This is a genomic window from Paenibacillus sp. FSL H7-0323, assembly GCF_038002725.1.
In the GTDB taxonomy this organism is placed as follows: domain Bacteria; phylum Bacillota; class Bacilli; order Paenibacillales; family Paenibacillaceae; genus Paenibacillus_AQ; species Paenibacillus_AQ odorifer.
In genome coordinates this window covers 4011305-4030936 of record NZ_JBBODB010000001.1, presented here as the reverse complement: position 1 = coordinate 4030936, position 19632 = coordinate 4011305, and the positions used below count along the sequence as shown (strand labels likewise).

The 19632-nt window shown below is 46.2% G+C and carries 23 protein-coding genes; 20 read left to right on the top strand and 3 right to left on the bottom strand.

Annotated elements, in window-relative coordinates; translation table 11 throughout:
* Positions 1-101: 101 nt before the first annotated feature.
* The gene (locus MHH89_RS18260) at positions 102-1106 is read left to right on the top strand and encodes an asparaginase (protein WP_076128665.1); all 1005 of its coding nucleotides are present in this window, start codon (positions 102-104) and stop codon (positions 1104-1106) included.
* 131 nt (positions 1107-1237) lie between these two features.
* Here the strand turns inward: MHH89_RS18260 and MHH89_RS18255 are convergent, their stop codons facing one another.
* On the bottom strand, positions 1238-1462 hold the full coding sequence (locus MHH89_RS18255; protein WP_036680203.1) for a DUF1128 domain-containing protein: 225 nt from the start codon (positions 1460-1462) through the stop codon (positions 1238-1240).
* Positions 1463-1605: 143 nt separating this feature from the next.
* Between MHH89_RS18255 and yyaC the strand changes: the two genes are divergently transcribed.
* The 6 genes from yyaC to MHH89_RS18225 all read left to right on the top strand — a co-directional run bounded on the left by yyaC (position 1606) and on the right by MHH89_RS18225 (position 9410).
* Complete coding sequence (yyaC, locus tag MHH89_RS18250; RefSeq protein ID WP_254848857.1) at positions 1606-2130, top strand: spore protease YyaC; 525 nt, start codon at positions 1606-1608, stop codon at positions 2128-2130.
* A 108-nt stretch (positions 2131-2238) separates the two neighbouring features.
* Entirely contained in the window at positions 2239-3045 is an 807-nt protein-coding gene (locus tag MHH89_RS18245; RefSeq protein WP_076220034.1) for an alpha/beta fold hydrolase, read from the top strand.
* Positions 3046-3239: 194 nt separating this feature from the next.
* On the top strand, positions 3240-3911 hold the full coding sequence (locus MHH89_RS18240) for a DUF6483 family protein (protein WP_076282738.1): 672 nt from the start codon (positions 3240-3242) through the stop codon (positions 3909-3911).
* The gene (locus MHH89_RS18235) at positions 3911-4729 is read left to right on the top strand and encodes a PhzF family phenazine biosynthesis protein (protein WP_254849012.1); all 819 of its coding nucleotides are present in this window, start codon (positions 3911-3913) and stop codon (positions 4727-4729) included. The genes MHH89_RS18240 and MHH89_RS18235 overlap by 1 nt, the downstream gene beginning before the upstream one ends.
* 87 nt (positions 4730-4816) lie before the next feature.
* Complete coding sequence (locus tag MHH89_RS18230; RefSeq protein WP_076303094.1) at positions 4817-6007, top strand: class I SAM-dependent methyltransferase; 1191 nt, start codon at positions 4817-4819, stop codon at positions 6005-6007.
* Between the two features lie 1741 nt (positions 6008-7748).
* On the top strand, positions 7749-9410 hold the full coding sequence (locus MHH89_RS18225) for an O-antigen ligase family protein (protein ID WP_341087776.1): 1662 nt from the start codon (positions 7749-7751) through the stop codon (positions 9408-9410).
* Here MHH89_RS18225 and MHH89_RS18220 read toward each other — a convergent pair.
* Entirely contained in the window at positions 9399-10055 is a 657-nt protein-coding gene (locus MHH89_RS18220) for an SdpI family protein (protein WP_052097330.1), read from the bottom strand. The genes MHH89_RS18225 and MHH89_RS18220 overlap by 12 nt on opposite strands.
* Entirely contained in the window at positions 10055-10393 is a 339-nt protein-coding gene (locus MHH89_RS18215) for an autorepressor SdpR family transcription factor (protein WP_076179758.1), read from the bottom strand. The genes MHH89_RS18220 and MHH89_RS18215 overlap by 1 nt, the downstream gene beginning before the upstream one ends.
* 216 nt (positions 10394-10609) lie before the next feature.
* Here MHH89_RS18215 and MHH89_RS18210 point away from each other — a divergent pair, with 216 nt between their 5' ends.
* The 13 genes from MHH89_RS18210 to gatA all read left to right on the top strand — a co-directional run bounded on the left by MHH89_RS18210 (position 10610) and on the right by gatA (position 19627).
* Positions 10610-11368 carry a glucose 1-dehydrogenase gene (locus MHH89_RS18210; protein ID WP_076219277.1) on the top strand — a complete coding sequence of 253 codons (759 nt, stop codon included), beginning with the start codon at positions 10610-10612 and terminating at the stop codon, positions 11366-11368.
* A 350-nt stretch (positions 11369-11718) separates the two neighbouring features.
* Complete coding sequence (locus MHH89_RS18205) at positions 11719-12333, top strand: DedA family protein (protein WP_036680184.1); 615 nt, start codon at positions 11719-11721, stop codon at positions 12331-12333.
* Complete coding sequence (locus tag MHH89_RS18200) at positions 12330-12896, top strand: thioredoxin family protein (protein ID WP_076128653.1); 567 nt, start codon at positions 12330-12332, stop codon at positions 12894-12896. Before MHH89_RS18205 ends, MHH89_RS18200 begins: the two co-directional genes overlap by 4 nt.
* A gap of 4 nt (positions 12897-12900) precedes the next feature.
* A complete protein-coding gene (locus tag MHH89_RS18195; protein ID WP_076128651.1) occupies positions 12901-13530 on the top strand; it encodes an MBL fold metallo-hydrolase in 630 nt (209 codons plus the stop codon).
* Positions 13531-14075: 545 nt separating this feature from the next.
* Positions 14076-14621, top strand: a complete 546-nt coding sequence (sigY, locus tag MHH89_RS18190) for an RNA polymerase sigma factor SigY (protein WP_076179762.1) — start codon at positions 14076-14078, stop codon at positions 14619-14621.
* Positions 14608-14937 carry a YxlC family protein gene (locus MHH89_RS18185; RefSeq protein WP_076128645.1) on the top strand — a complete coding sequence of 110 codons (330 nt, stop codon included), beginning with the start codon at positions 14608-14610 and terminating at the stop codon, positions 14935-14937. The genes sigY and MHH89_RS18185 overlap by 14 nt, the downstream gene beginning before the upstream one ends.
* On the top strand, positions 14934-15149 hold the full coding sequence (locus tag MHH89_RS18180; RefSeq protein ID WP_076128644.1) for a hypothetical protein: 216 nt from the start codon (positions 14934-14936) through the stop codon (positions 15147-15149). The genes MHH89_RS18185 and MHH89_RS18180 overlap by 4 nt, the downstream gene beginning before the upstream one ends.
* Positions 15150-15201: 52 nt before the next feature.
* The gene (locus tag MHH89_RS18175) at positions 15202-15393 is read left to right on the top strand and encodes a PLDc N-terminal domain-containing protein (protein ID WP_036680175.1); all 192 of its coding nucleotides are present in this window, start codon (positions 15202-15204) and stop codon (positions 15391-15393) included.
* Positions 15393-16307 carry an ABC transporter ATP-binding protein gene (locus MHH89_RS18170; protein ID WP_076128642.1) on the top strand — a complete coding sequence of 305 codons (915 nt, stop codon included), beginning with the start codon at positions 15393-15395 and terminating at the stop codon, positions 16305-16307. The genes MHH89_RS18175 and MHH89_RS18170 overlap by 1 nt, the downstream gene beginning before the upstream one ends.
* Positions 16304-17074 carry an ABC transporter permease subunit gene (locus MHH89_RS18165; protein ID WP_076128640.1) on the top strand — a complete coding sequence of 257 codons (771 nt, stop codon included), beginning with the start codon at positions 16304-16306 and terminating at the stop codon, positions 17072-17074. The genes MHH89_RS18170 and MHH89_RS18165 overlap by 4 nt, the downstream gene beginning before the upstream one ends.
* A 147-nt stretch (positions 17075-17221) precedes the next feature.
* A complete protein-coding gene (locus MHH89_RS18160; RefSeq protein ID WP_036680170.1) occupies positions 17222-17605 on the top strand; it encodes a hypothetical protein in 384 nt (127 codons plus the stop codon).
* Positions 17606-17854: 249 nt separating this feature from the next.
* Positions 17855-18142: an Asp-tRNA(Asn)/Glu-tRNA(Gln) amidotransferase subunit GatC gene (gene gatC / locus MHH89_RS18155; RefSeq protein WP_036680166.1), complete on the top strand. Its 288-nt coding sequence runs from the start codon at positions 17855-17857 to the stop codon at positions 18140-18142.
* Between the two features lie 27 nt (positions 18143-18169).
* On the top strand, positions 18170-19627 hold the full coding sequence (gene gatA / locus MHH89_RS18150; RefSeq protein ID WP_076128638.1) for an Asp-tRNA(Asn)/Glu-tRNA(Gln) amidotransferase subunit GatA: 1458 nt from the start codon (positions 18170-18172) through the stop codon (positions 19625-19627).
* Positions 19628-19632 lie beyond the last annotated feature (5 nt).

Here is a 19632-nt window from a genome sequence, read left to right as displayed (position 1 = left end):
AAAAATCCCGGAGCACGGGGTTATTTTCTAGCATTTATTAAATGTGAATACTAATAAGTCCTTGTGAGTTATAGAGCATCTAGTTAAAGAGGAGAGAAATCATGGAAACCGTATTAGTACGAGAGTATCGGGCGGATTTGCTGGAATGTGTCCATAGTGGGCATATTGCCATCGTAGGAGAGAACGGAAATTTAAAGGGGTATGCAGGTGATCCGGAATTTGTATCGTTCACCCGTTCAGCTGCTAAACCCCTTCAGGCTATTCCAGGCGTACGTGGGGGGATTGTGGAGCATTACGGCTTTACACCCGCAGAGGTTGCCCTGATGACCGCCTCTCATCGGGGAGAGAGCTACCATGTAGCTGCGCTAGAGAGCATATCCTCCAAGATTGGCATCGATGAGCAACAAATGATCTGTGCAACGAGTTACCCGCTGGATTATTCCAGTAGGGAGAACGCCATTCGTGGTGCGGGCAAAAGAAAGTTCTATCATAACTGTGCGGGCAAGCACATGGGTATCTTATCTTACAGTAAGCTCAAAGGTTTGCCGCTTGAAGAATACTCACAGCCGGAGCAAACGGTGCAGCGTGAGATTATCGACACCATTGCTTATATGGCCGGTGTGGCCCCAGACAGTATCGGTTTAGGTACGGACGGATGCGGGCTGCCGGTATTTGCTCTGCCTCTGACCGCCTTGGCGACGGCCTATTTGAAATTAGCCAATCCGGATTTGATTGCAGATGAAGCTACTCGCAAAGCGGTTACTACTATTACAACGGCAATGAATGCTTATCCGGAGATGGTTTCTGGATCTGGTCGCCTTGATTCTATTCTTTTGGAAGATGATAATATTATTGCTAAGGGTGGATTTAAGGGTGTCTATTGCTTCGGCTTACGCCGTGAGCGACTGGGGATTGCCTTCAAGATTCTGGACGGATCGGAAGAAGAGTGGGGACTTATTGTACAGGGAATTTTAAATCAAATTGGTTATAGTCAGAAAAATACCTTGGAAAAGCTGCGCAATGCATTTTCAGGCGTGATTTACAATGACGGGGGTACACGAGTAGGCCATGCGGATACTGAGTTCAAGCTTAATTTCATAAAGTAGGATCATTTTAAAAGAGCCCTTCGACTACGAATCCATCTTCTGGATACACAGCGAAGGGCTTTTTTCTACGAGAAGCGGTGGTCATCTTTAAAGGACGGCAACATCGGTTCTTCTTGTAATAGGGAGAACTATTATTTATGACGTAGACGGCCGAGTTCGGAGACGAGTGCTTCCACCTGAGAAATACTCAGTCTGTCGCTGCCCATGGCTACCTCATAAACATCATAGATATCTTCATAATGATCTACTGAAAAAGCGGAGGCTTGCATAGCCGCGGCACTGGCCATTTTTAATTTGTTTTTGATAGCCTCGATCATATACTCAACATTTTCCTGACTAGGCTTTGTTAAATCCATTAGGTTAAAACATCCTCTCTGTATACTGATTCATGTATTTTACCATGTTTGGCAGCTTGACCACCATTTTTTTGTCGGGTTCCCTGAAATCATGTTAAATTAAAGGCATGAGATCAAAAATATCATCGAAGGGAGGAAATGTATTGGCAATCAGAGAACAGGGAAGCGGAAAACGCATTAAAATGGACGATGCTGGATTAGTGTCCTTTTTCATGGAAATAGCTGCTCTGCATTCCTCCGAGGAAGTCACGTTCCTGTGCATTGGAACAGATCGGTCTACAGGAGATGCACTCGGTCCGCTGACGGGCAGCAAACTTGTGGAACATGGCTTCCGACATGTAATCGGTACGTTGCCGTCTCCTTGCGATGCAGATAATTTGGTGGCCAGAGTGGCTGAGATTCCCTCCGGACATATTGTAATTGCGGTAGATGCTTGTCTGGGCCCTCCGATCGCGCTTGGATATTACTTCGTTTCGAGTGAGCCACTGCAGCCTGCACAATCGGTGGGGGCAAATCTTCCAGCCGTTGGTCACTATAGTTTGGCGGCCGTTGTAGATATGAATGGCCCGAAACCCTATAGAACGTTGCAGACCACTCCACTGCATAGAGTGATGGTTATGGCAGAACATATCGCTATAGCGGCAGCAAAAGGATTCGGACTCCAGTAGTACCCATTGGGCACTTAAAAATAAGTTGTCCGTTTCAAGGCGGGCTGTTTTGCTTAATAATAGATATTAGACACATTATCTTAGTATTCTAGAAAGAGGGAAGCAGCCATGGAAAGAGTTCGTTGTGACGGAAGCAATATATGCTACAGTGATCAGGGGAAAGGCGAAGTTATTGTATTGCTGCATGGCTTTTGTGGAAGCGCTGAATATTGGGAACAAGTCATTCCTGTCTTAAGCAGCGGCTACCGAGTGATTGCTCCCGATTTACGTGGTCACGGAGCTTCGGAAGCTCCATTAGGACCTTATAGTATTGAACAAATGGCAGATGATGTTCTGGGTCTGTTAGATTCGCTGGAGATTGCTGAATGCATCATGCTTGGTCATTCGCTTGGCGGATATATTACGCTATCGTTTGCTCAGCGTTATGCCTCTCGATTGAAAGGCTTTGGATTAATTCATTCTACTGCTTATCCAGATAGTGAAGAAGCTAAGGAAAAACGACTGAAGAGTGTCAGCGCGATTCAAAATGAAGGGATTACTCCTTTCGTAGACAGCTTCGTACCAGGATTGTTTGCTGAAGCAACCGCTTCTGTATCCCCACAGCTGCTGGAGCGCGCTAAAGAAATCGGCTACAAAACGCCTCCACAAGGAGCGGCAGGAGCTGCACTGGCGATGCGTGAGCGTCCAGATCGACGGGATGTAATTACGGCCACTACGTTGCCGGTATTGCTTGTTGCTGGCGAGCAGGATGGATTGATTCCTGCTGAACGAACCTTTACTGCGGATAAACCGAATATAACGCAAGCAACGATATCGGGTGCAGGCCACATGAGTCTTTTTGAAGCTCCTGAACGGTTAGCCGAGATCATAAAGGATTTTGTTCAGGCTTCCGTTTTAGACAATAGCCGCGTATAAAAAATCATCTACAAAGAGGCAGCACGGAGCCATTATGGCGTGTGCTGCCTCTTTTTTTAAGGGCTAACTAATGATCTGGTATTCTCCTTAACTGGCATAGAATTCGGCAATGGTTTAAGATAAATCAATAGAATAACTTAAGTGGTCTGAGTCCTGAATTTTTTGCTACCACAGTACGGAAAAGGAGGAATTGCATGTTTCGAAGAGACTATATTGTCCGGATGATCGAAGATATGACGGCGATGGTTGCCAAGGTATTTTCTCTGAAGCAGGAACGGAAGACGACAGAAGCTTTATGGGAAATCGATGAGCTGTTGAACCGGCATTTTCCGCTGAATTCACGTCTTTTAAATTCACTATCTGTAGAAGATATCATAGATATGTTTCGTTTTGGCGGTGTGGTTGAGTCCGATAAGCTTCAAGGTCTGGCCAAACTGCTGAAGGAAGAAGGCAGCATTTATGCGGCAAATGGCGATAAGGATGCAGCATTATTTAGAAGTATGAGAGCTTTACACTTATATTTGTACGCGGATCTTCATGGAGCAGACAGGGAGCTGCTGCATATGACTCAGGAAATTGATGAACTCTTGCAGGATGTGCAGGCCTATCGTCTCCCGTCTAAAACGGAGCGGCTACTGTTGGAGTATATGGAGTCGGTAGGACGATATAGTAAAGCGGAGGACAGCCTCTACCGGCTGTGGGAGCAAGGAGAAGATGTTGTAATAGAAGGGGATAAGCTGTACAATCGGCTGCTGCTCAAATCATCTGCAGAATTGGAACAAGGTGCCCTTCCTCTGGAGGAAGTAGAGCAGGGGTTAAAAGAGTGGGGCAGGGTAACAGGGATACGAAAGGAAGCAGGAACCTGATGAATACGATGAATATCCCTTTATATATTATCGATGCTTTTGCAGAACAGGCTTATTCAGGCAATCCTGCGGCGGTATGTTTACTGGAGCATCCCGTCGATGAAGGTTATATGCAGAAGACAGCAGCGGAAATGAACTTGTCAGAGACAGCTTTTCTCTGGCCAGAGGAAGATGGATATCGCTTGCGATGGTTTACACCTAAAGTTGAGGTCAAGCTGTGTGGGCATGGGACTCTAGCAAGTGCGCATGTACTATGGGAGAGCGGATTGCTAGCGCCTGACATGGAAGCAAGGTTCTATACACGCAGTGGGTTGCTCAGAGCTTCTCGTTCAGGAGATTTGATCTCACTGTACTTCCCGCCTTATCAGCTTCAACCCTCTCCTGTAATTTCAGGTCTCGCAGCAGCGCTTGGTATTGCAGAAGCCAATGTGGTGGAAACTATGCGATATGCTGACAATGTACTTGTACGACTGGATCAGGAAGCCCGGGTTCGCGAACTCAGCCCTGACTTCGGAGCTTTATCCGGACTTGAAGGGAGAGGTTTCGCGGTTACCGCAGAAAGCTCTATCGAAGGTATAGATTGTATATCACGTTTTTTTGCGCCGAAGGTAGGAGTGAATGAGGATCCGGTAACAGGCTCAGCGCATACTGCATTGGCACCTTTTTGGGCGGATAGACTCAATCGTACGCAGTTGACCGCTTATCAAGCTTCGAAACGTGGAGGTTTGCTTCAGTTAGAGGTAAGTAAAGACGAGATTAAGATGTCTGGGCGAGCATTAACTATAGTTAGTGGAGAGCTGCATGTTAAGCCCTGCTAGAACAAGGAACGCCCTTGTTAACACGTGATATAATGAACGATGATGGTTAGGAGACATAGATTCTCCATTTTTAATCCCGAAAGTGAGATGTGCGTTGTGGAATCTTTAACAGCTCTAATTGAACAACTAATTAATGACCGTACTTTGATTACGGCTACCCTAAGTCAAGTACGTTATAAAGGCGAAAATTGTACCAAAGTGCAGGTTAAACCTGTTGAACTAAAGGGGAAGCTGCATTATCAGTTTGCGTCCTATATTGGTACAAAGGTAGAACATCGCAACGTACCCGCTGAGTTAGCGGCGGAAGAAATATCTCTTTTATTTAGAGAAACGTATCGGCAAGGTTTGTTGTGTACAGTAGAAGCCGATTATCAGGTGCTTATTAGTAAGAAATTCAAAGTATCAATCCTAACCAAGTCTCCAAGTAAAAAGGAAGAGCCGGATCTAGCTCACAACCGTCGCAAACGTTATGTGCTGGAGGATGGAGAGCCTGTGCCATTTCTGGTGGAGCTTGGAATCATGAATAAAGAAGGTAAAGTGCTGGCCAAAAGATATGATAAGTTTCGGCAGATCAATCGTTTTCTGGAGATGGTAGAGGACGTGCTTGCCGATCTGCCAACAGGCCGACCGTTGACGATTGTGGATTTTGGCTGTGGAAAATCATATTTGACCTTTGCGCTGTATCACTATCTGACCGTTCGTAAGAAGCGGGAGCTTAATATCATTGGGTTAGATTTAAAAGCAGATGTGATTGAGCATTGTAACGAACTTGCTGCCAAAATCGGTTATGATCACTTGAAGTTCTTCGTGGGTGACATTGCCGAGTATAATGAGCTGGAGCAAGTGGACATGGTGATCACACTCCATGCTTGCGACACAGCTACCGATGCTGCCCTTGAAAAAGCAGTACGTTGGGGAGCGTCTGTTATTTTGTCCGTGCCTTGCTGCCAGCATGAATTATTCGCACAAATCGAAAATGAAGTAATGAGCCCTATGCTTTCGCATGGCATATTGAAAGAGCGTTTTTCCGCCTTGGCTACAGACGCCATTCGCGCCAAATTGCTCGATATGATGGGCTATAGCAGCCAGCTGCTGGAATTCATCGATCTGGAGAATACACCGAAGAACATTTTGATTCGTGCCGTTAAGAGCTCAGCCGGGGACAACTCCGTCAAATGGCGCGAATACACCGCATTCCGCGATTTTCTGGGAGCAAAACCCTACCTCGAACGCGTATGCGCCGATCTGCTTCCTACTGAGAGTTCGGTAGAAGGGTAGAGAATATTAAGGTAGAAAGCGTAGGATGTTGCAGTGAGTGCGATCTAATGGCGAGTTGGTTTAGTTGTACTTTGTGCAATTAAATATGCTCTGAAGCTGCGTTTTAGTGATTTAGTTGCACTTTGTACACTTAAAAACGAACAATACTCCGCATATGGCGGGATTCTCGAAAAACAGTTGCACAAAGTACAATTAAAGTGGAAGTCAGTAGCGAAAGCACGGGAATAGCTGCACTTTTTACAACTATATAGCTTTTTTGATGAGAATTCGGATAGTGCAGCAAGTGTGATCTAATGGTTAGGATGTTGCAGTGAGTGCGATCTAATGGTTAGGACGGTACGGCTAGTGCGGTCTAATGGTGAGTTGATTTAGTTGTACTTTGTGCAACTGGATATGCTCAGAAGCTGCGTTTTAGTAATTTAGTTGCACTTTGTACACTTAAAAACGAACAATACCCCGCATATGGCGCGATTCTTGAAAAACAGTTGCACAAAGTACAATTAAAGTGGAAGTAAGCAGCGAGAGCACGGGAATAGCTGCACTTTTTACAATTATATAGCTTTTTTGATGAGAATTCGGATAGTGCAGCTAGTGTGACCTAATGATTAGGATGTTGCAGTGAGTGCGATCTAATGGTTAGGACGGTACGGCTAGTGCGGTCTAATGGTGAGTTGATTTAGTTGTACTTTGTGCAACTGGATATGCTCTGAAGCTGCGTTTTAGTGATTTAGTTGCACTTTGTACACTTAAAAACGAACAATACTCCACATATGGCGGGATTCTTGAAAAACAGTTGCACAAAGTACAATTAAAGTGAAAGTAAGCAGCGAGAGCCCGGGAATAGCTGCACTTTATACAACTATATAGCTTTTTAATGGGAATTAGGGCGGTACGGCTCCTTTGTGGAGAGGTATCGTCTTTTTGCGTTCTAGTCTTGTATAAGGGAAATGTGGAAAGGATAGAGATAAATTAACGAATACAGGGGTATCTAAATGTGGCGTTTTAAAAAAGACCGGATTCTGGAATCATCAATTGCATATATTTGTGGAGCCTTAGTGATAACGGCTGGAGTGGGTGCTTGTTTGTTGCGGGGATTGTTTTTTACTGAGGAGATGTATCCCTTTCTAACTTTATGGTTTGTGTTGTGTTGTACGTGCTCGCTTTATTATCTTGTTGGGGTTGGCGCATGGAGAAAAAGTGGGGGAGGTGCAGTAAGTGGTATTACGGGAGTCAATGGAGTTAGTGAAGGTAGTGAAGGTAGTGTAGTTAGCGGAGAAAATAAAGCGTTAAGAATATTATTAAGCGTCCCTTTAATTATTCTATCGCTTTATGTGATTCATTGGTTGCGCGGGCCACTTTCTTCCCAGGGAACTATGAATGAAATGCTGCGGTGGGGCTTGTATGCTAGCTTTGCAATATTGGTTTGTTTTTGTGCGGTGAACCGGGTGGGGCGGCGGATTGTAAATGTAACTTGGTCTATGGCGGGTATGTTTTTGAGCATGAGCGCTTTGTTGGCTGTTTGCGGAGTGGTAAAGTTGCCTTTCGCTGTGGCCTACAGCAATTCATCGGAAGTGAGTGCCACAGGGGTTAGGTTAGCAGGATTGATGGAATATCCGAATGCTTTTGGTGCTGTTATGGCTGTTTTTCTGCTGGAACGGCTATTTGCTGTTGCTGTTTATTACGGGGAGCCAAAAAAGAGCGTGAATATGTTGGGAGCAAGAAGTGTTGGGCTGGGGATGGAGTGCGCAGAAGCAGAACGGAGGAGCAAAGGGGAAGGAGGCGTGGAAGCGGAGCAGGGAAAAGCGGGAAGCACGACCGCCGCGCTGCTGCGCTTGCTGCCGCTGTTCCCGTACACCGCCGCGCTGCTCCTCAGCGAGTCGCGCGGCGCATGGCTGACGGCGGCTTGCGCCTGCGCCGCCGTCTTGCTCTGGAAGCGGCAGCTAATCGCGCCGCTTCTTGCTGCTGGCGCCGCGCCCGTGGCCGTCGCGGCGCTACTCTACCGCCAACTGGCCCGTGCCGGGTTGGCGATAGAGCCTGCGCCCGGCCTGCTGTTGCTGGCCGGGCTTTGGGCTACGGCGCGCTGCCAGCCGGCCTGTGGCTGTGCCGCCGCCAGCGCAGCGCGGCCGGCACTGCCCGAGCCGCCATGCTGGCATTGGCGGCGGCAGGTTGGACGGCGGCCGGGATCGCCGTCCTCCTGCACGTGCGCGAGCGGATTACCGGACCGTCATCGACGGTATCCGCGCGCGGGCTGTTCTACCGCGACGCCTGGCGGCTAGCGGCAGAGGCACCTTGGCTGGGACGTGGGGGTGAGACTTGGCGGCATGCCTACCTTGCCGCCCAATCTCGCCCTTATGTAGGCAGCCAGGTGCATAATGGATACCTTGACATCCTGTTGAACTTAGGATTCGTTGGTCTTGCAGCCATACTCCTTATGCTGTTGGCAACAGGCTGGCTGCTGGCTACTAAATCGCCGCGGTTGCTACCGCCGTTTCTGGTCATCGTCTTACACAGCGTCGTCGATTTTGACTGGAGCTACGGATTATTTTGGCTGCTGCTATTCTGGCTGCCAGCGCTTGCTCTGGCTGAGGATAAGCAGAAACATCAATCTGCGCCAACCCACCCTCAGTCTGAGACCAAGCTGCCAATTCAATCCACATCTACGAACCCGCTCACCAATGTCACTACACAAGCGAATCCACTAATTGCTCAATCCACATCTACGAACCCGCTCACCAATGTCACTACACCTACGAATCCGCTAATCGCTTACCCCACACCCAAGAAATCGCCCCAAATCCGCCTTCGCCAACTAATCGGAACTGCGGCATGTTGTTTTTTGCTTCTGCTGGGGGTGCTATCTTTTCACGCCGCTCAAGGAGAGAAGTTCTATCGACAAGCGATTATGTCGGTGGATCCTTCGGTGAAGGTAGAGTTGCTACAGCAATCGCTGGGTTGGAATCCCCGGTCACCTCGAACGGTTATAGCATTATCTAGGCTGCTCTCGGGTGAACAGAGCGTGAGTCTGCTTCGGCAGAGTTTGTTGTATTCTCCCGAGAATGCCAGCTTAAGCTGGGAGCTGGCTGAACGATGGATGAGCAGTGACCATCCGGGGGCAGCGTTATATTGGATAGACCAGAGCTTTAGGCTGGATAAGTACAACAATGCCAAGTGGGTGAAGGCGATTGAAGGGATGCTTCTTATGGGGCAAAAAAAGCTTGCAGAAGGAAATCGAAAGGAAGGCCTAGTCTGCGTCGCCTCTGGGAATGAACTTCTTCTGGAATATAGAAGGTTGGCAGAAGAGGAGGCTAATAAAGGAGGGCAACATAATGACCGTGAGTTCCAAATGACAGAACAAGCCGACGACTTGAGTCGACGGCTTAGTATGCTGGCTTTACGATTTTAGCGGACGTGAAATCATCCAGGAGTAGAGAATGGGCACGATAATTGCAAGTACGAGTGCCGTAATAATAAGAAGCTGAGACAAGGCTCCGCTCAAAAAGGCTCCTGCAAAAATAAGTAGGCCACCGATCATCCACATTATCCCGGATAGACGATGTGTTTTTCGCCATACCTCGGGGTTGGCGAGCGTCCAGGCTGTACGAACCCCAAACAAGTAATTATCTTTTACCTGTGGCATGTAGTTGCCAAGAGCAATAAACATTATTCCAACAGCGCCTATGGCGATCTTCCCAACATTTATATCTTTACCTAGACCGTAAGCAATCGACAGCACCAGCATTAGATTAAATAGCATCCCAATAGCAAGTCTGCTCATGGCATAGGCATTTTCGAATTTTTTGTAATTGTCCCGCTTAGGGTCGATGCTGCGTGTGAACTGCATGATCAGCGGGAGCACAATGCCTAAGATTCCGAACACAAAAATAGCTATATTTTTGTCCCAGTATCTGTTGACCTTACCCGTAATTCCAAATTGTGCCGGTAACTCCTGCGGAAGCTTGCTGTAATTGATCAGAGCGTAGGCTAATGTAGCTAAACCTAATATTACGATGAGGGTATCCTGCCATCTCCATTTGAAATCTTTCATCATTAATCCGCCTCCTTTTTGGAATCGATATCCTGATGTTGCTGCTTTCCGTCCAGTGATTTACTCTCCGTCTCCGTTTGCTTACCTGTCCCAGTGAGCTCCAATAACCAACCGAGAACCTCTTCGAGGACTGTTGTGTTTAGCGAGTACATAATAAATTGTCCTTTTCGCTCATCCTGTACAAGATCGGCATGCTTCAGCGCATTCAGATGGTGAGAAATGCTTGGCTTAGACATGTTGAAAAAATCTGCGATTTCACCTGCGGTTCGATCTTTCTCCCTTAGTAACCGAATGATTTGGCGACGGGTAGGGTCAGCTAGTGCTTTGAAGGATTCATTCATATTCCACCCTGCCTTTCGATATTTAAATAATTATCTAAATATATAATAACTCTTTGTTTTAATAGCTGTCAATGCAGTATTCACTTAGCAATAGCGTGTGTAAAAGTGTCACCGAATCTTTAAAATTAAGGACCGTTCAAAGCCTCCTCCTGTTCATACTAACGAAGGGCATGCATTCCTTGATGCACCGAACATACGATGCAGAGGAGCGGATATATGATACTAACCAATAAAGTCGCAGTTGTTACGGGTGCAGGATCGGGGATTGGAGAAGCGATTGCTCTGCTTTTTGCCCGACAGGGTGCTAAAGTGATTGCTGCGGACATCCATCTGGCGAATGTAGAAGCGGTAGCCAAAAAGGCGGAAAAGGGTGAGGGACACGGAGTCGTCTACCCCGTAAAGGCTGATGTCTCGAAGGAAGAGGACACACAGCGAATGATTGATGCCGCAACCACACAGTTCGGAGGCCTTCATATCCTTGTTAACAATGCCGGAATTATGGATAAAATGACGCCAGCGCACGAGATCACTGATGACTTGTGGGAGCAGGTGCTTGCGGTCAACGTAACCGGTCCGATGAGAGCCATTCGTAAGGTTTTGCCGATTTTTATGGCGCAGGAAAGCGGATGTATCATCAATGTAGCCTCTATTGGCGGCTTAGCGGGCTCGCGTGCGGGAGTGGCTTATACTTCCTCTAAGCATGCTGTAATCGGGATGACCAAAAATATAGGATTTCAATACACTAAGCTTGGAATTCGCTGTAATGCGATAGCGCCGGGCGGGGTAAAGACAAATATTGATCTGTCTGATCCAAGTCCTTTTGGGAGTCAAAAAGCGGGCGAAGGTATGGCGTCGATGCCACGGACAGGAGAGAGCAGTGAGATTGCTTCAGTAGCTTTATTTTTAGCTTCAGATGCTGCAAGCTTTTTGAATGGATCGGTGATAACGGCGGATGCCGGCTGGATGGCTTATTGATTGAGCGCAGATAAAAAGGTGTTCATTTTCCCTTTATTGGTGGAATTTGTTCACCTTTTTTGTTTATGTCTATTACTCAAACTCTTTTTAAGTATGGATTGGAAGATGGAAGCTGCTTGCCGCGTAAGTAGAAGTGATAAGGTTGCTTGTGCTAGAATAGGCTAAGAGAAACTGGAAAATATAGCAGAGCGGCAAAGCTTTTAAAAATATAAGAAAGTATAAGATTAGTATCTATGCTTTTATGTTCTTATATTTCACTCGCTTAAACGCTTAGTGTCTTATAAAGATGCCAAAGGCGATTAGCTTGATACATGTAGCCATATTCTGCGGAAAAGGGAGGAGGAGCACGTTTGCATTTTATTTCTGATCTGATCTCGACATTATTTGAATGGATTCAGAGTCTTGGTTATTTTGGGATTATGATCGGACTGATGATTGAAGTTATTCCTAGTGAAATTGTATTGGCTTTCGGTGGTTTCTTGGTATGGAGTGGAGATATTAATTTTTTCGGCGCAGTATTGTTTGGTACGATAGGCGGAGTGATTGCCCAGATCTTTGTATATTGGATTGGCCGTTATGGGGGCAGGCCTGTACTGGAGAAATACGGGAAATATATTCTTATCCAAAAAAAGCATATTGATCATTCGGAAGAGTGGTTCAATAAATATGGGACAGGCGTAATCTTTACGGCACGCTTTATTCCCGTTGTTCGCCATGCCATTTCCGTTCCAGCGGGGATTTCTCGTATGCCTTTAGGTAAGTTCACTTTATTGACTACACTTGCTGTTATTCCATGGAGTGCTTTGTTCGTATATCTCGGTATGACATTGGGGAATAAGTGGGAAGATATTGACGAGGTAGCAGCTAAGTATACCAACGAAATTATTCTCGTAGCGTTAGCACTAATCATCATTTATTTTGTGTATAAGTGGTTTAAATCCAAGAAGAGGGGGACTGCAAAATGAAACCGAATGTAGCTCATAAATTTGGAAAAGGTCTTACACCGCGCCAATTTGTAGAAAGCATGACGAAGAACCAGCAGGCTTTTGAATCCTGGTATGAGAAGTTTTCTTGGGAAGATGAGAGTGACAAGGAATTTTTTGAAAGCCTGAACCATCGTGATGATTTGCGAGTACTTATCCTTGCCGCTGATTGGTGTGGAGATGTAGTTCGTAATGTCCCTGCGGTATTCCGTATTTTGGAGACTGCCGGAATGAAGACAGAGGTATTCATTTTGGAGGAGAACCAGGAGCTTATGGATGAATTCTTGACCATGGGCGGAAGATCTGTTCCGATTGTGATCTTTGCAGATACCGGCGGATATGTGCTTGGACATTGGGGTCCTCGTCCAGAGCATGTGCAGAGCCTAATGAGAGAGTTCAAACGTGAGAATCCTGATCGCGAGGCCGCTGATTACGACAGCAAAATCGCAGAAGTACGTAAGGCTATGGGGCAAGCTTATGGGGAAGGAACGGAATCACAAGCAGTTATCGCAAAAGAGCTGCGTAGTCTGATTTCCGGATTCTAGACCAATGCTAAATATACGTTCGTTTAATTTAGGTCCTCTTCAGACCAATGCCTACTTGCTGACAGGTGCAGATCCAACGAAGGGTATCATTATTGATCCCGGTATGAATCCTGCGGCATTAGTGCGGAGTATTGAAGGGATGGAGATCGAGGCTATTTTGCTGACGCATGCGCACTTTGACCATATGGGCGGCGTAGACGAAATTCGTAAAGCTAAGAAATGCCCTGTTTATTTACATCCACTAGAGAGTGAATGGCTCAGCAGCCCTAAGCTAAATGGTTCATTGATGTGGCCTGATGTTTCATCTCCTTTAACTACAGATCCTGCAGAATATGATCTGGCAGAAGGACAAGTTCTGCAATTCATCGGACATACCTTCCGCGTGTACCATACACCTGGGCACTCTCCGGGCAGTGTCAGCTTCCTATGCGGGAATGATTTATTCTCTGGAGATGTGCTGTTTAAGATGGGAGTTGGGCGCACCGATTTGCCTGGTGGCAGGGAACGTGATTTGTTCGATTCTATTCGTGGCAAGCTGTACAAAATGGATGATGAAGTGAAGGTTTATCCAGGTCATGGCTCCCGAACAACCATCGGTTTTGAAAAAGTTCGTAACCCTTATATCCCTCAATAAACAATCATTCTAGTAGAACTGACAAGAATCGAGGAATTTTTGATAGACAAAGGGATACAAAAGGACTACAATATTGTTAATTAAATGTAACATTAACCTCGCGAAGCACGCAGACTGCGGAATTAATCCCGGTTTGCGTTCTTTTTTTGTCTACATATAGGTTTAAAAGCATGGGGGGAAATAGATTGGAGAAGAATATATATTACCCGTTGGATTACGGATGGTATGACTCCAAGGAGAAATGGACTAGTTTTTGCAGCAGTAAATGCCGATGTTTTTCAGAATGTTCTGGAAAGGGCGGTTTTTGTACTTCCATAGAACGCAGGGACATACAATCTGAGAATAAGGATGGGAGAATACCAGTGAATTCAGGAGGCGAGCCTAGAAGAACGCCTCTTTTTTGGCATTTCCCTGCTGAAGCAGGATTGCTTCAGCCATGGCGGCGTAAGCTCTGGGAGCTCAAAAAATAAAATTAAAGCGCATTGAACGAATCACTATACTTAATCGTATTACAAATAAGAACGAAATCCTGAATGGAGGGGCAGATGAGCGATCAGGCGCTGGAGAAAATCAGACGGGCACAGCAGGGAGATACTTCAGCACTGTCTTCACTGCTGCGAGAACATTATACTTTTCTGTTCAAATATCTACTCAAAGTGACTATGGATCCGTTGCTGGCAGAGGATCTTGTACAGGACACGATGGTCAGATGTATGGAAAAAATCAATACCTATAACGGTTCTTCTTCGTTCTCCTCTTGGTTAATTACGATAGCCACCAGAATATTTATCGATCGAAAGCGGCGCTGGAAACGTGAGGCAGAATGGAAGAAACGGGAACAGCAGGCGCAGGGCACCCGTTCGATTCGTTGGCGGTTTGAGAGCAGGGGGGAAGAATGGAGTGAAGTACTTGATTCCATTTCCAAGCTACCCTCTGCTCAGAGGGTAGCTGTGCTGCTGAAGCATTATTATGGCTATAGCTATGAAGAAATCGGTGTGATCATGCAAATTCCTTCTGGCACGGTCAAATCGCGTGTGTCCCTTGGTCTTAACCAATTGCGAAAGGAGCTGAATGAGGATGGAGAAGGATAAGGAGCCAGAACTGTATTTGCACAAGCTTACTGAAGAGCTTGAACGTTTGGATGCGCAATATGATGACCTCACCCCACCTTCGTTACAGGAACTGGAGTGGTTAATGGCTGATGCAGCTGTGCAGAGAAAGAGAAGGGAACGCAAAGAACTACTGTTATTCTGGGGGGTCTCATTGATCCTGATCTGCGCATTTTTATCCATTCTCACTTCTGCACCCATGATCTATTGGATTATTCAGGCGATCATTCCTATTGTAGGACTGGGTGGCTTAGGGATCGCCAGGATCAGAAGAAATAGAGAAGGTGTACAAGAATGAATGAGCTGCAGGATGTGCCTCTTTGGTTGTGGTTTGGCATAGCAGTAGCGTTAATGCTGCAGGGGACCTTACTGTTCCGGGATGCAAGACGGCGCGGGAAAAAAGCTTGGTTCTGGGGATTGTGGGCGATTACTACAGTTCCGTCACCCGCATTAGTCTACTTACTTGTTGTTATTCTTCCTGAGCGACGTAGACGGAATAAGCAGTTGTGAAGCTTTAGTAAGAAGCTCGTTCCTTTCATCCTATTACAAGGAGTGGTACTTCATGGAAGAGGTAAAATGGGGTTTAATCATGCCGTTAATTATTCTGCAGGCTTTGCTTGCTATTATTGGTCTGATATCTCTGGCCAAAGCGGATAACGTTCGTGGTCCAAAATGGATGTGGATTATTATCATTATTTGCGGAAATATATTAGGCAGCGTAGCTTATTTCACAATAGGAAGGAAAGATGTCTGATGTCACTCCTTCAAGTTAAGAATTTGCGCAAAAGCTATGGGGCGCATATTTCCGTAAATGATATAAGCTTTGAAATTGAGAAAGAACGGTGCGTCGCTTTACTGGGGCCTAACGGTGCTGGGAAAACGACCACACTTCGTATGCTGGCAGGGCTGCTAGAACCCACCTCTGGAATGATTTCATTTGAGGGGAGCCGTCCTGGAGCCGAATATCGCAGAGGATTAGGATATGTGCCACAGTCCCCAGCTTTTTATGGGTGGATGACTGGACATGAATATGTTGTTTTCGCTGCAAAGCTTAGTGGAATGGGAACTAAAGACGCAACCAGCAGGGCATTGGAATCGCTTGAGCGTGTAGGGCTTAAAGGTGATGCTCGTCGCCGGATTGGTGGATACTCCGGTGGGATGAAGCAGCGGCTGGGTCTGGCTCAGGCGCTTGTGCACCGGCCTCGTCTGCTGTTGCTTGATGAGCCTGTATCTGCACTTGATCCGATTGGCCGCAGAGAAGTAATGGGACTGCTGCGGGAGATACGTGAAGAGACAACTGTAGTTTTTTCTACACATGTGCTGCATGATGCAGAAGAAATTTGCGATGATATTATTTTAATGAATCAGGGCTTGATTGCTGAGAAGGGGTCTTTATCACAGCTGCGTACACAATACAGCCTTCCTGTTATTCGTTTACGTACAGAGAAGCAAGAAAAAGCTATTCAGTGGCTGGAGTCTCTTGCTGCCAAACCGTTTGTACTAGAGACTCAGTTGTTCGGAGATCAGGCAATTTTTAATGTGAACGATGTAGACATGGCCCGATGGACGATTCTGCAAGAAGCGGCGCAGCTCGAAATTCCATTACTGCAATTTGAAGCGGGTTCTTCCACGTTAGAGGATTTATTTATGAAGGTGGTGGGAGTATGAGAAGCGCCTGGGTCCTTTATCGCAAAGAAATGCTCGAAATGGCTCGCAGTTATAAGTTAATCTGGATACCTGTCGTTTTTATCCTATTAGGTATTATGCAGCCGTTAACTACTTATTATTTGCCGGAAATATTAAAAGCTTCAGGTGATGTTCCCCCAGGTCTGCTAGAGGGGTATGAAATACCGAGTGCCGCAGCTGTGATGGCGCAATCTCTGGGACAGTACGGAACGATCGGAATGTTAGTATTGGCGCTTGGCGCGATGAATGTTTTAGCCGGTGAGCGCTATAGCGGAACTATGGAATTAATTCTGGTAAGGCCGGTTTCTCCAGCCGCAATAGTGTTCGCTAAATGGGCAGCGCAGCTGACCCTGTTGATCGTTGCTCTAGGATTAGGTGCAGCGGGGGCGGCTTACTACACGGAGCAGTTGATTGGTTCACTATCTTGGGGAGATGTCATCGCAGCTTCTGGAGTATATGGATTGTGGCTGTTATGTGCTGTCTCAGCTACGTTGTTGTTTAGTGGATTTTTAAAATCTCCAGTTGCCGCCTTTTTAGCATTGGCGCTAATGGCAGGATTATCATTAGGCCAAAGCTTATTGCCTTCATGGTTTGAATGGGCACCTGCGGGTCTTTCCGGGTTATCGGCTGGAATTCTTATGGCTGGAGAAGGCTTCAGGGTTGGACCCTATCTTTCAGCAGCTATTTTGATCTTGATTTGTTTAGTGGGTGCTGCACTTTTGACAAGGAAGAATAACTTACCCGCTTGAACCATAAGTTATATTTTTATTAAATATAGTATATTTTCATAGAATTTGTAGGATCGGCCAGCCTTCAACTAGACAGTTCTATCTTTTTTTAGTAGACTGTTGAAACAAGCAAAATCTTGAAAGATTTTGGGGTTAGGAGGTAGGGCGATGCTGCGTTTAGGAGAGAAGATTGTCATTGTTGCGGACGCTTTCGAGCAGAGTCTTCCTATCGGGGAATACGGCTACCTAATTGCTTACGACCGCAATCCCGATAATGCGTTTGACTATGTTATTCGTGTACCAGAGGCTAATAGGAACTTTTATGTTCCGGCTGAGGACATTGAGGCGGAAGAACATTTATTAGTAGCTGAGGCTGAGAGAGCAACGCATGAAGCGTTGATTGATTATGCTTTGTCCACGTACAATGAGAAGCTGTTCCATCATTTGATGAACGGTGAAGATATGGATATAGAAGAGACGGAATCAACGTCAAGCGAAAGCATGTCCCAAGCGGATTTCATCAAACAAGTGAATCTTCGAGCTTGGATTTAAGGAAGGCCGGCGCAAGCCGGCTTTTTTGTTTTGTCATACCGCTGCTAAATGCTGTGAAATCACTGACTGTCAAAACCCTTCTCTATGAATATACTAACGATACGCTCCTTTAAAATGTGTAGGAATCCCCTTCACTTTGATAAAGGAGCGTTTGTTTTACAGCCCATCATTGAATTGTCCAAGCTTCTACAATATAATTAAAAACGTTATCCGGGCGCTTTAGCCCTTTAAACAGGAGGGATTTTTCTTATGAGCATTACCGTTAAAGATGTGCAGCATGTGGCCAAGCTGGCTCGTCTGCAGCTGAGCCCGGAAGAAGAGGCAACCTTTACAGAACAAATGAATGCTATTTTACAATATGCCGAGAAATTAAATGAGCTAGATACGGAGAATGTAAAGCCGACCACGCATGTGCTGCAAGTCAGCAATGTAATGCGGGAGGATGTTGTGAAGGATAGCCTTACGCAAGAGGAAGCACTTCTTAACGCTCCAGATGATGAAGACGGACATTTCAAGGTTCCAGCTGTTTTGGAATAACTACATAATTAGAAAGGGGGAAGAATCTTGAGCCTGTTTCAAAATCGATTGCCTGAAGTACACCGCATGTTAACTGCTAAAGAGGTATCGGTCAGTGAACTGACTGAAGAATCGCTGGCGATTATCGCTGAGCGGGATAAGAACGTAAATGCATTTTTGACCTTGAATGAGGAGGGCGCTCGTAGCACTGCACGCGCTTTGGACGACAAACTGGCATCCGGAGCAGCACGTGGGTTGCTGTTTGGTCTTCCTGCTGGAATCAAGGATAATATTGTAACTAAAGGCCTGCGCACAACTTGTGCCAGCCAATTTTTGAGCGACTTCCAGCCGATTTATAACGCTACTGTAGCTTCTAAACTGCAGCAAGCAGATGCCGTAACGATCGGTAAATTAAATATGGATGAATTCGCAATGGGCGGATCTAATGAGAACTCAAGCTTTGGTCCTGTACGCAATCCTTGGGATTTAGAGCGTGTGCCCGGCGGTTCCAGTGGCGGATCTGCAGCAGCAGTAGCTGCGGGCGAAGTGTTCTTCTCACTAGGTTCGGATACTGGGGGTTCCATCCGCCAGCCAGCTTCCTATTGTGGTGTTGTAGGTCTCAAACCTACTTACGGTCTTGTATCACGTTACGGGCTGGTAGCCTTTGCCTCCTCACTAGATCAGATTGGACCATTAACACGTAATGTAGAGGATTCTGCCTATGTGCTTCAAGCAATTGCTGGTTATGATGCCCAAGACTCTACTTCGGCTAAAGTAGAAATTCCTGATTATTTGAGTTCACTTACTGGTGATGTTTCCGGACTTCGCATTGCTGTTCCTAAGGAATACCTGGGAGCAGGTGTCGATGCTTCTGTGCGTGAGACAGTTTTGTCTGCACTTAAAGTGCTGGAAGGAATGGGTGCTGTCTGGGAGGAAGTTTCATTACCACATACGGAATACGCAGTAGCAGCTTATTATTTGCTGTCCTCTTCGGAAGCTTCATCTAACCTCGCGCGTTTTGACGGTGTGCGTTATGGCGCACGTGTAGATGAAGGCGGAGGATTGCTTGATCTATATCTTAATTCCCGCAGCCGCGGCTTTGGCCCTGAGGTTAAACGTCGTATTATGTTGGGTACTTATGCACTCAGCTCCGGGTATTACGATGCTTACTATTTAAAAGCACAAAAGGTGCGTACTTTGATTAAACAGGACTTTGATGACATCTTTAAAAAATATGATGTGGTCATCGGCCCAACAGCACCAACGACAGCATTCAAATTGGGTTCACAGACTGAAGATCCGCTGACCATGTATCTGAACGATATTCTCACGATTCCTGTAAGCTTGGCGGGTATTCCGGCCGTGAGTGTTCCTTGTGGTTTTGCGGAAGGCATGCCTGTAGGTCTGCAAATTATCGGTAAGGAATTTGACGAGAGCACGATTTTGCGTGTCGCTCATGCTTTTGAACAAAATACAGATCATCACAAGCAGCGTCCACAGCTGTAGTAAAG

Bases quoted from the DNA above. Each gene is read 5' to 3' on its own strand.
- MHH89_RS18260 (WP_076128665.1), top strand. From the start codon at position 102: ATGGAAACCGTATTAGTACGAGAGTATCGGGCGGATTTGCTGGAATGT.
- MHH89_RS18255 (WP_036680203.1), bottom strand. From the start codon at position 1,462: ATGGATTTAACAAAGCCTAGTCAGGAAAATGTTGAGTATATGATCGAG.
- MHH89_RS18245 (WP_076220034.1), top strand. From the start codon at position 2,239: ATGGAAAGAGTTCGTTGTGACGGAAGCAATATATGCTACAGTGATCAG.
- MHH89_RS18240 (WP_076282738.1), top strand. From the start codon at position 3,240: ATGTTTCGAAGAGACTATATTGTCCGGATGATCGAAGATATGACGGCG.
- MHH89_RS18235 (WP_254849012.1), top strand. From the start codon at position 3,911: ATGAATACGATGAATATCCCTTTATATATTATCGATGCTTTTGCAGAA.
- MHH89_RS18230 (WP_076303094.1), top strand. From the start codon at position 4,817: ATGTGCGTTGTGGAATCTTTAACAGCTCTAATTGAACAACTAATTAAT.
- MHH89_RS18220 (WP_052097330.1), bottom strand. From the start codon at position 10,055: ATGATGAAAGATTTCAAATGGAGATGGCAGGATACCCTCATCGTAATA.
- MHH89_RS18215 (WP_076179758.1), bottom strand. From the start codon at position 10,393: ATGAATGAATCCTTCAAAGCACTAGCTGACCCTACCCGTCGCCAAATC.
- MHH89_RS18210 (WP_076219277.1), top strand. From the start codon at position 10,610: ATGATACTAACCAATAAAGTCGCAGTTGTTACGGGTGCAGGATCGGGG.
- MHH89_RS18200 (WP_076128653.1), top strand. From the start codon at position 12,330: ATGAAACCGAATGTAGCTCATAAATTTGGAAAAGGTCTTACACCGCGC.
- MHH89_RS18195 (WP_076128651.1), top strand. From the start codon at position 12,901: ATGCTAAATATACGTTCGTTTAATTTAGGTCCTCTTCAGACCAATGCC.
- sigY (WP_076179762.1), top strand. From the start codon at position 14,076: ATGAGCGATCAGGCGCTGGAGAAAATCAGACGGGCACAGCAGGGAGAT.
- MHH89_RS18185 (WP_076128645.1), top strand. From the start codon at position 14,608: ATGGAGAAGGATAAGGAGCCAGAACTGTATTTGCACAAGCTTACTGAA.
- MHH89_RS18180 (WP_076128644.1), top strand. From the start codon at position 14,934: ATGAATGAGCTGCAGGATGTGCCTCTTTGGTTGTGGTTTGGCATAGCA.
- MHH89_RS18175 (WP_036680175.1), top strand. From the start codon at position 15,202: ATGGAAGAGGTAAAATGGGGTTTAATCATGCCGTTAATTATTCTGCAG.
- MHH89_RS18170 (WP_076128642.1), top strand. From the start codon at position 15,393: ATGTCACTCCTTCAAGTTAAGAATTTGCGCAAAAGCTATGGGGCGCAT.
- MHH89_RS18165 (WP_076128640.1), top strand. From the start codon at position 16,304: ATGAGAAGCGCCTGGGTCCTTTATCGCAAAGAAATGCTCGAAATGGCT.
- MHH89_RS18160 (WP_036680170.1), top strand. From the start codon at position 17,222: ATGCTGCGTTTAGGAGAGAAGATTGTCATTGTTGCGGACGCTTTCGAG.
- gatC (WP_036680166.1), top strand. From the start codon at position 17,855: ATGAGCATTACCGTTAAAGATGTGCAGCATGTGGCCAAGCTGGCTCGT.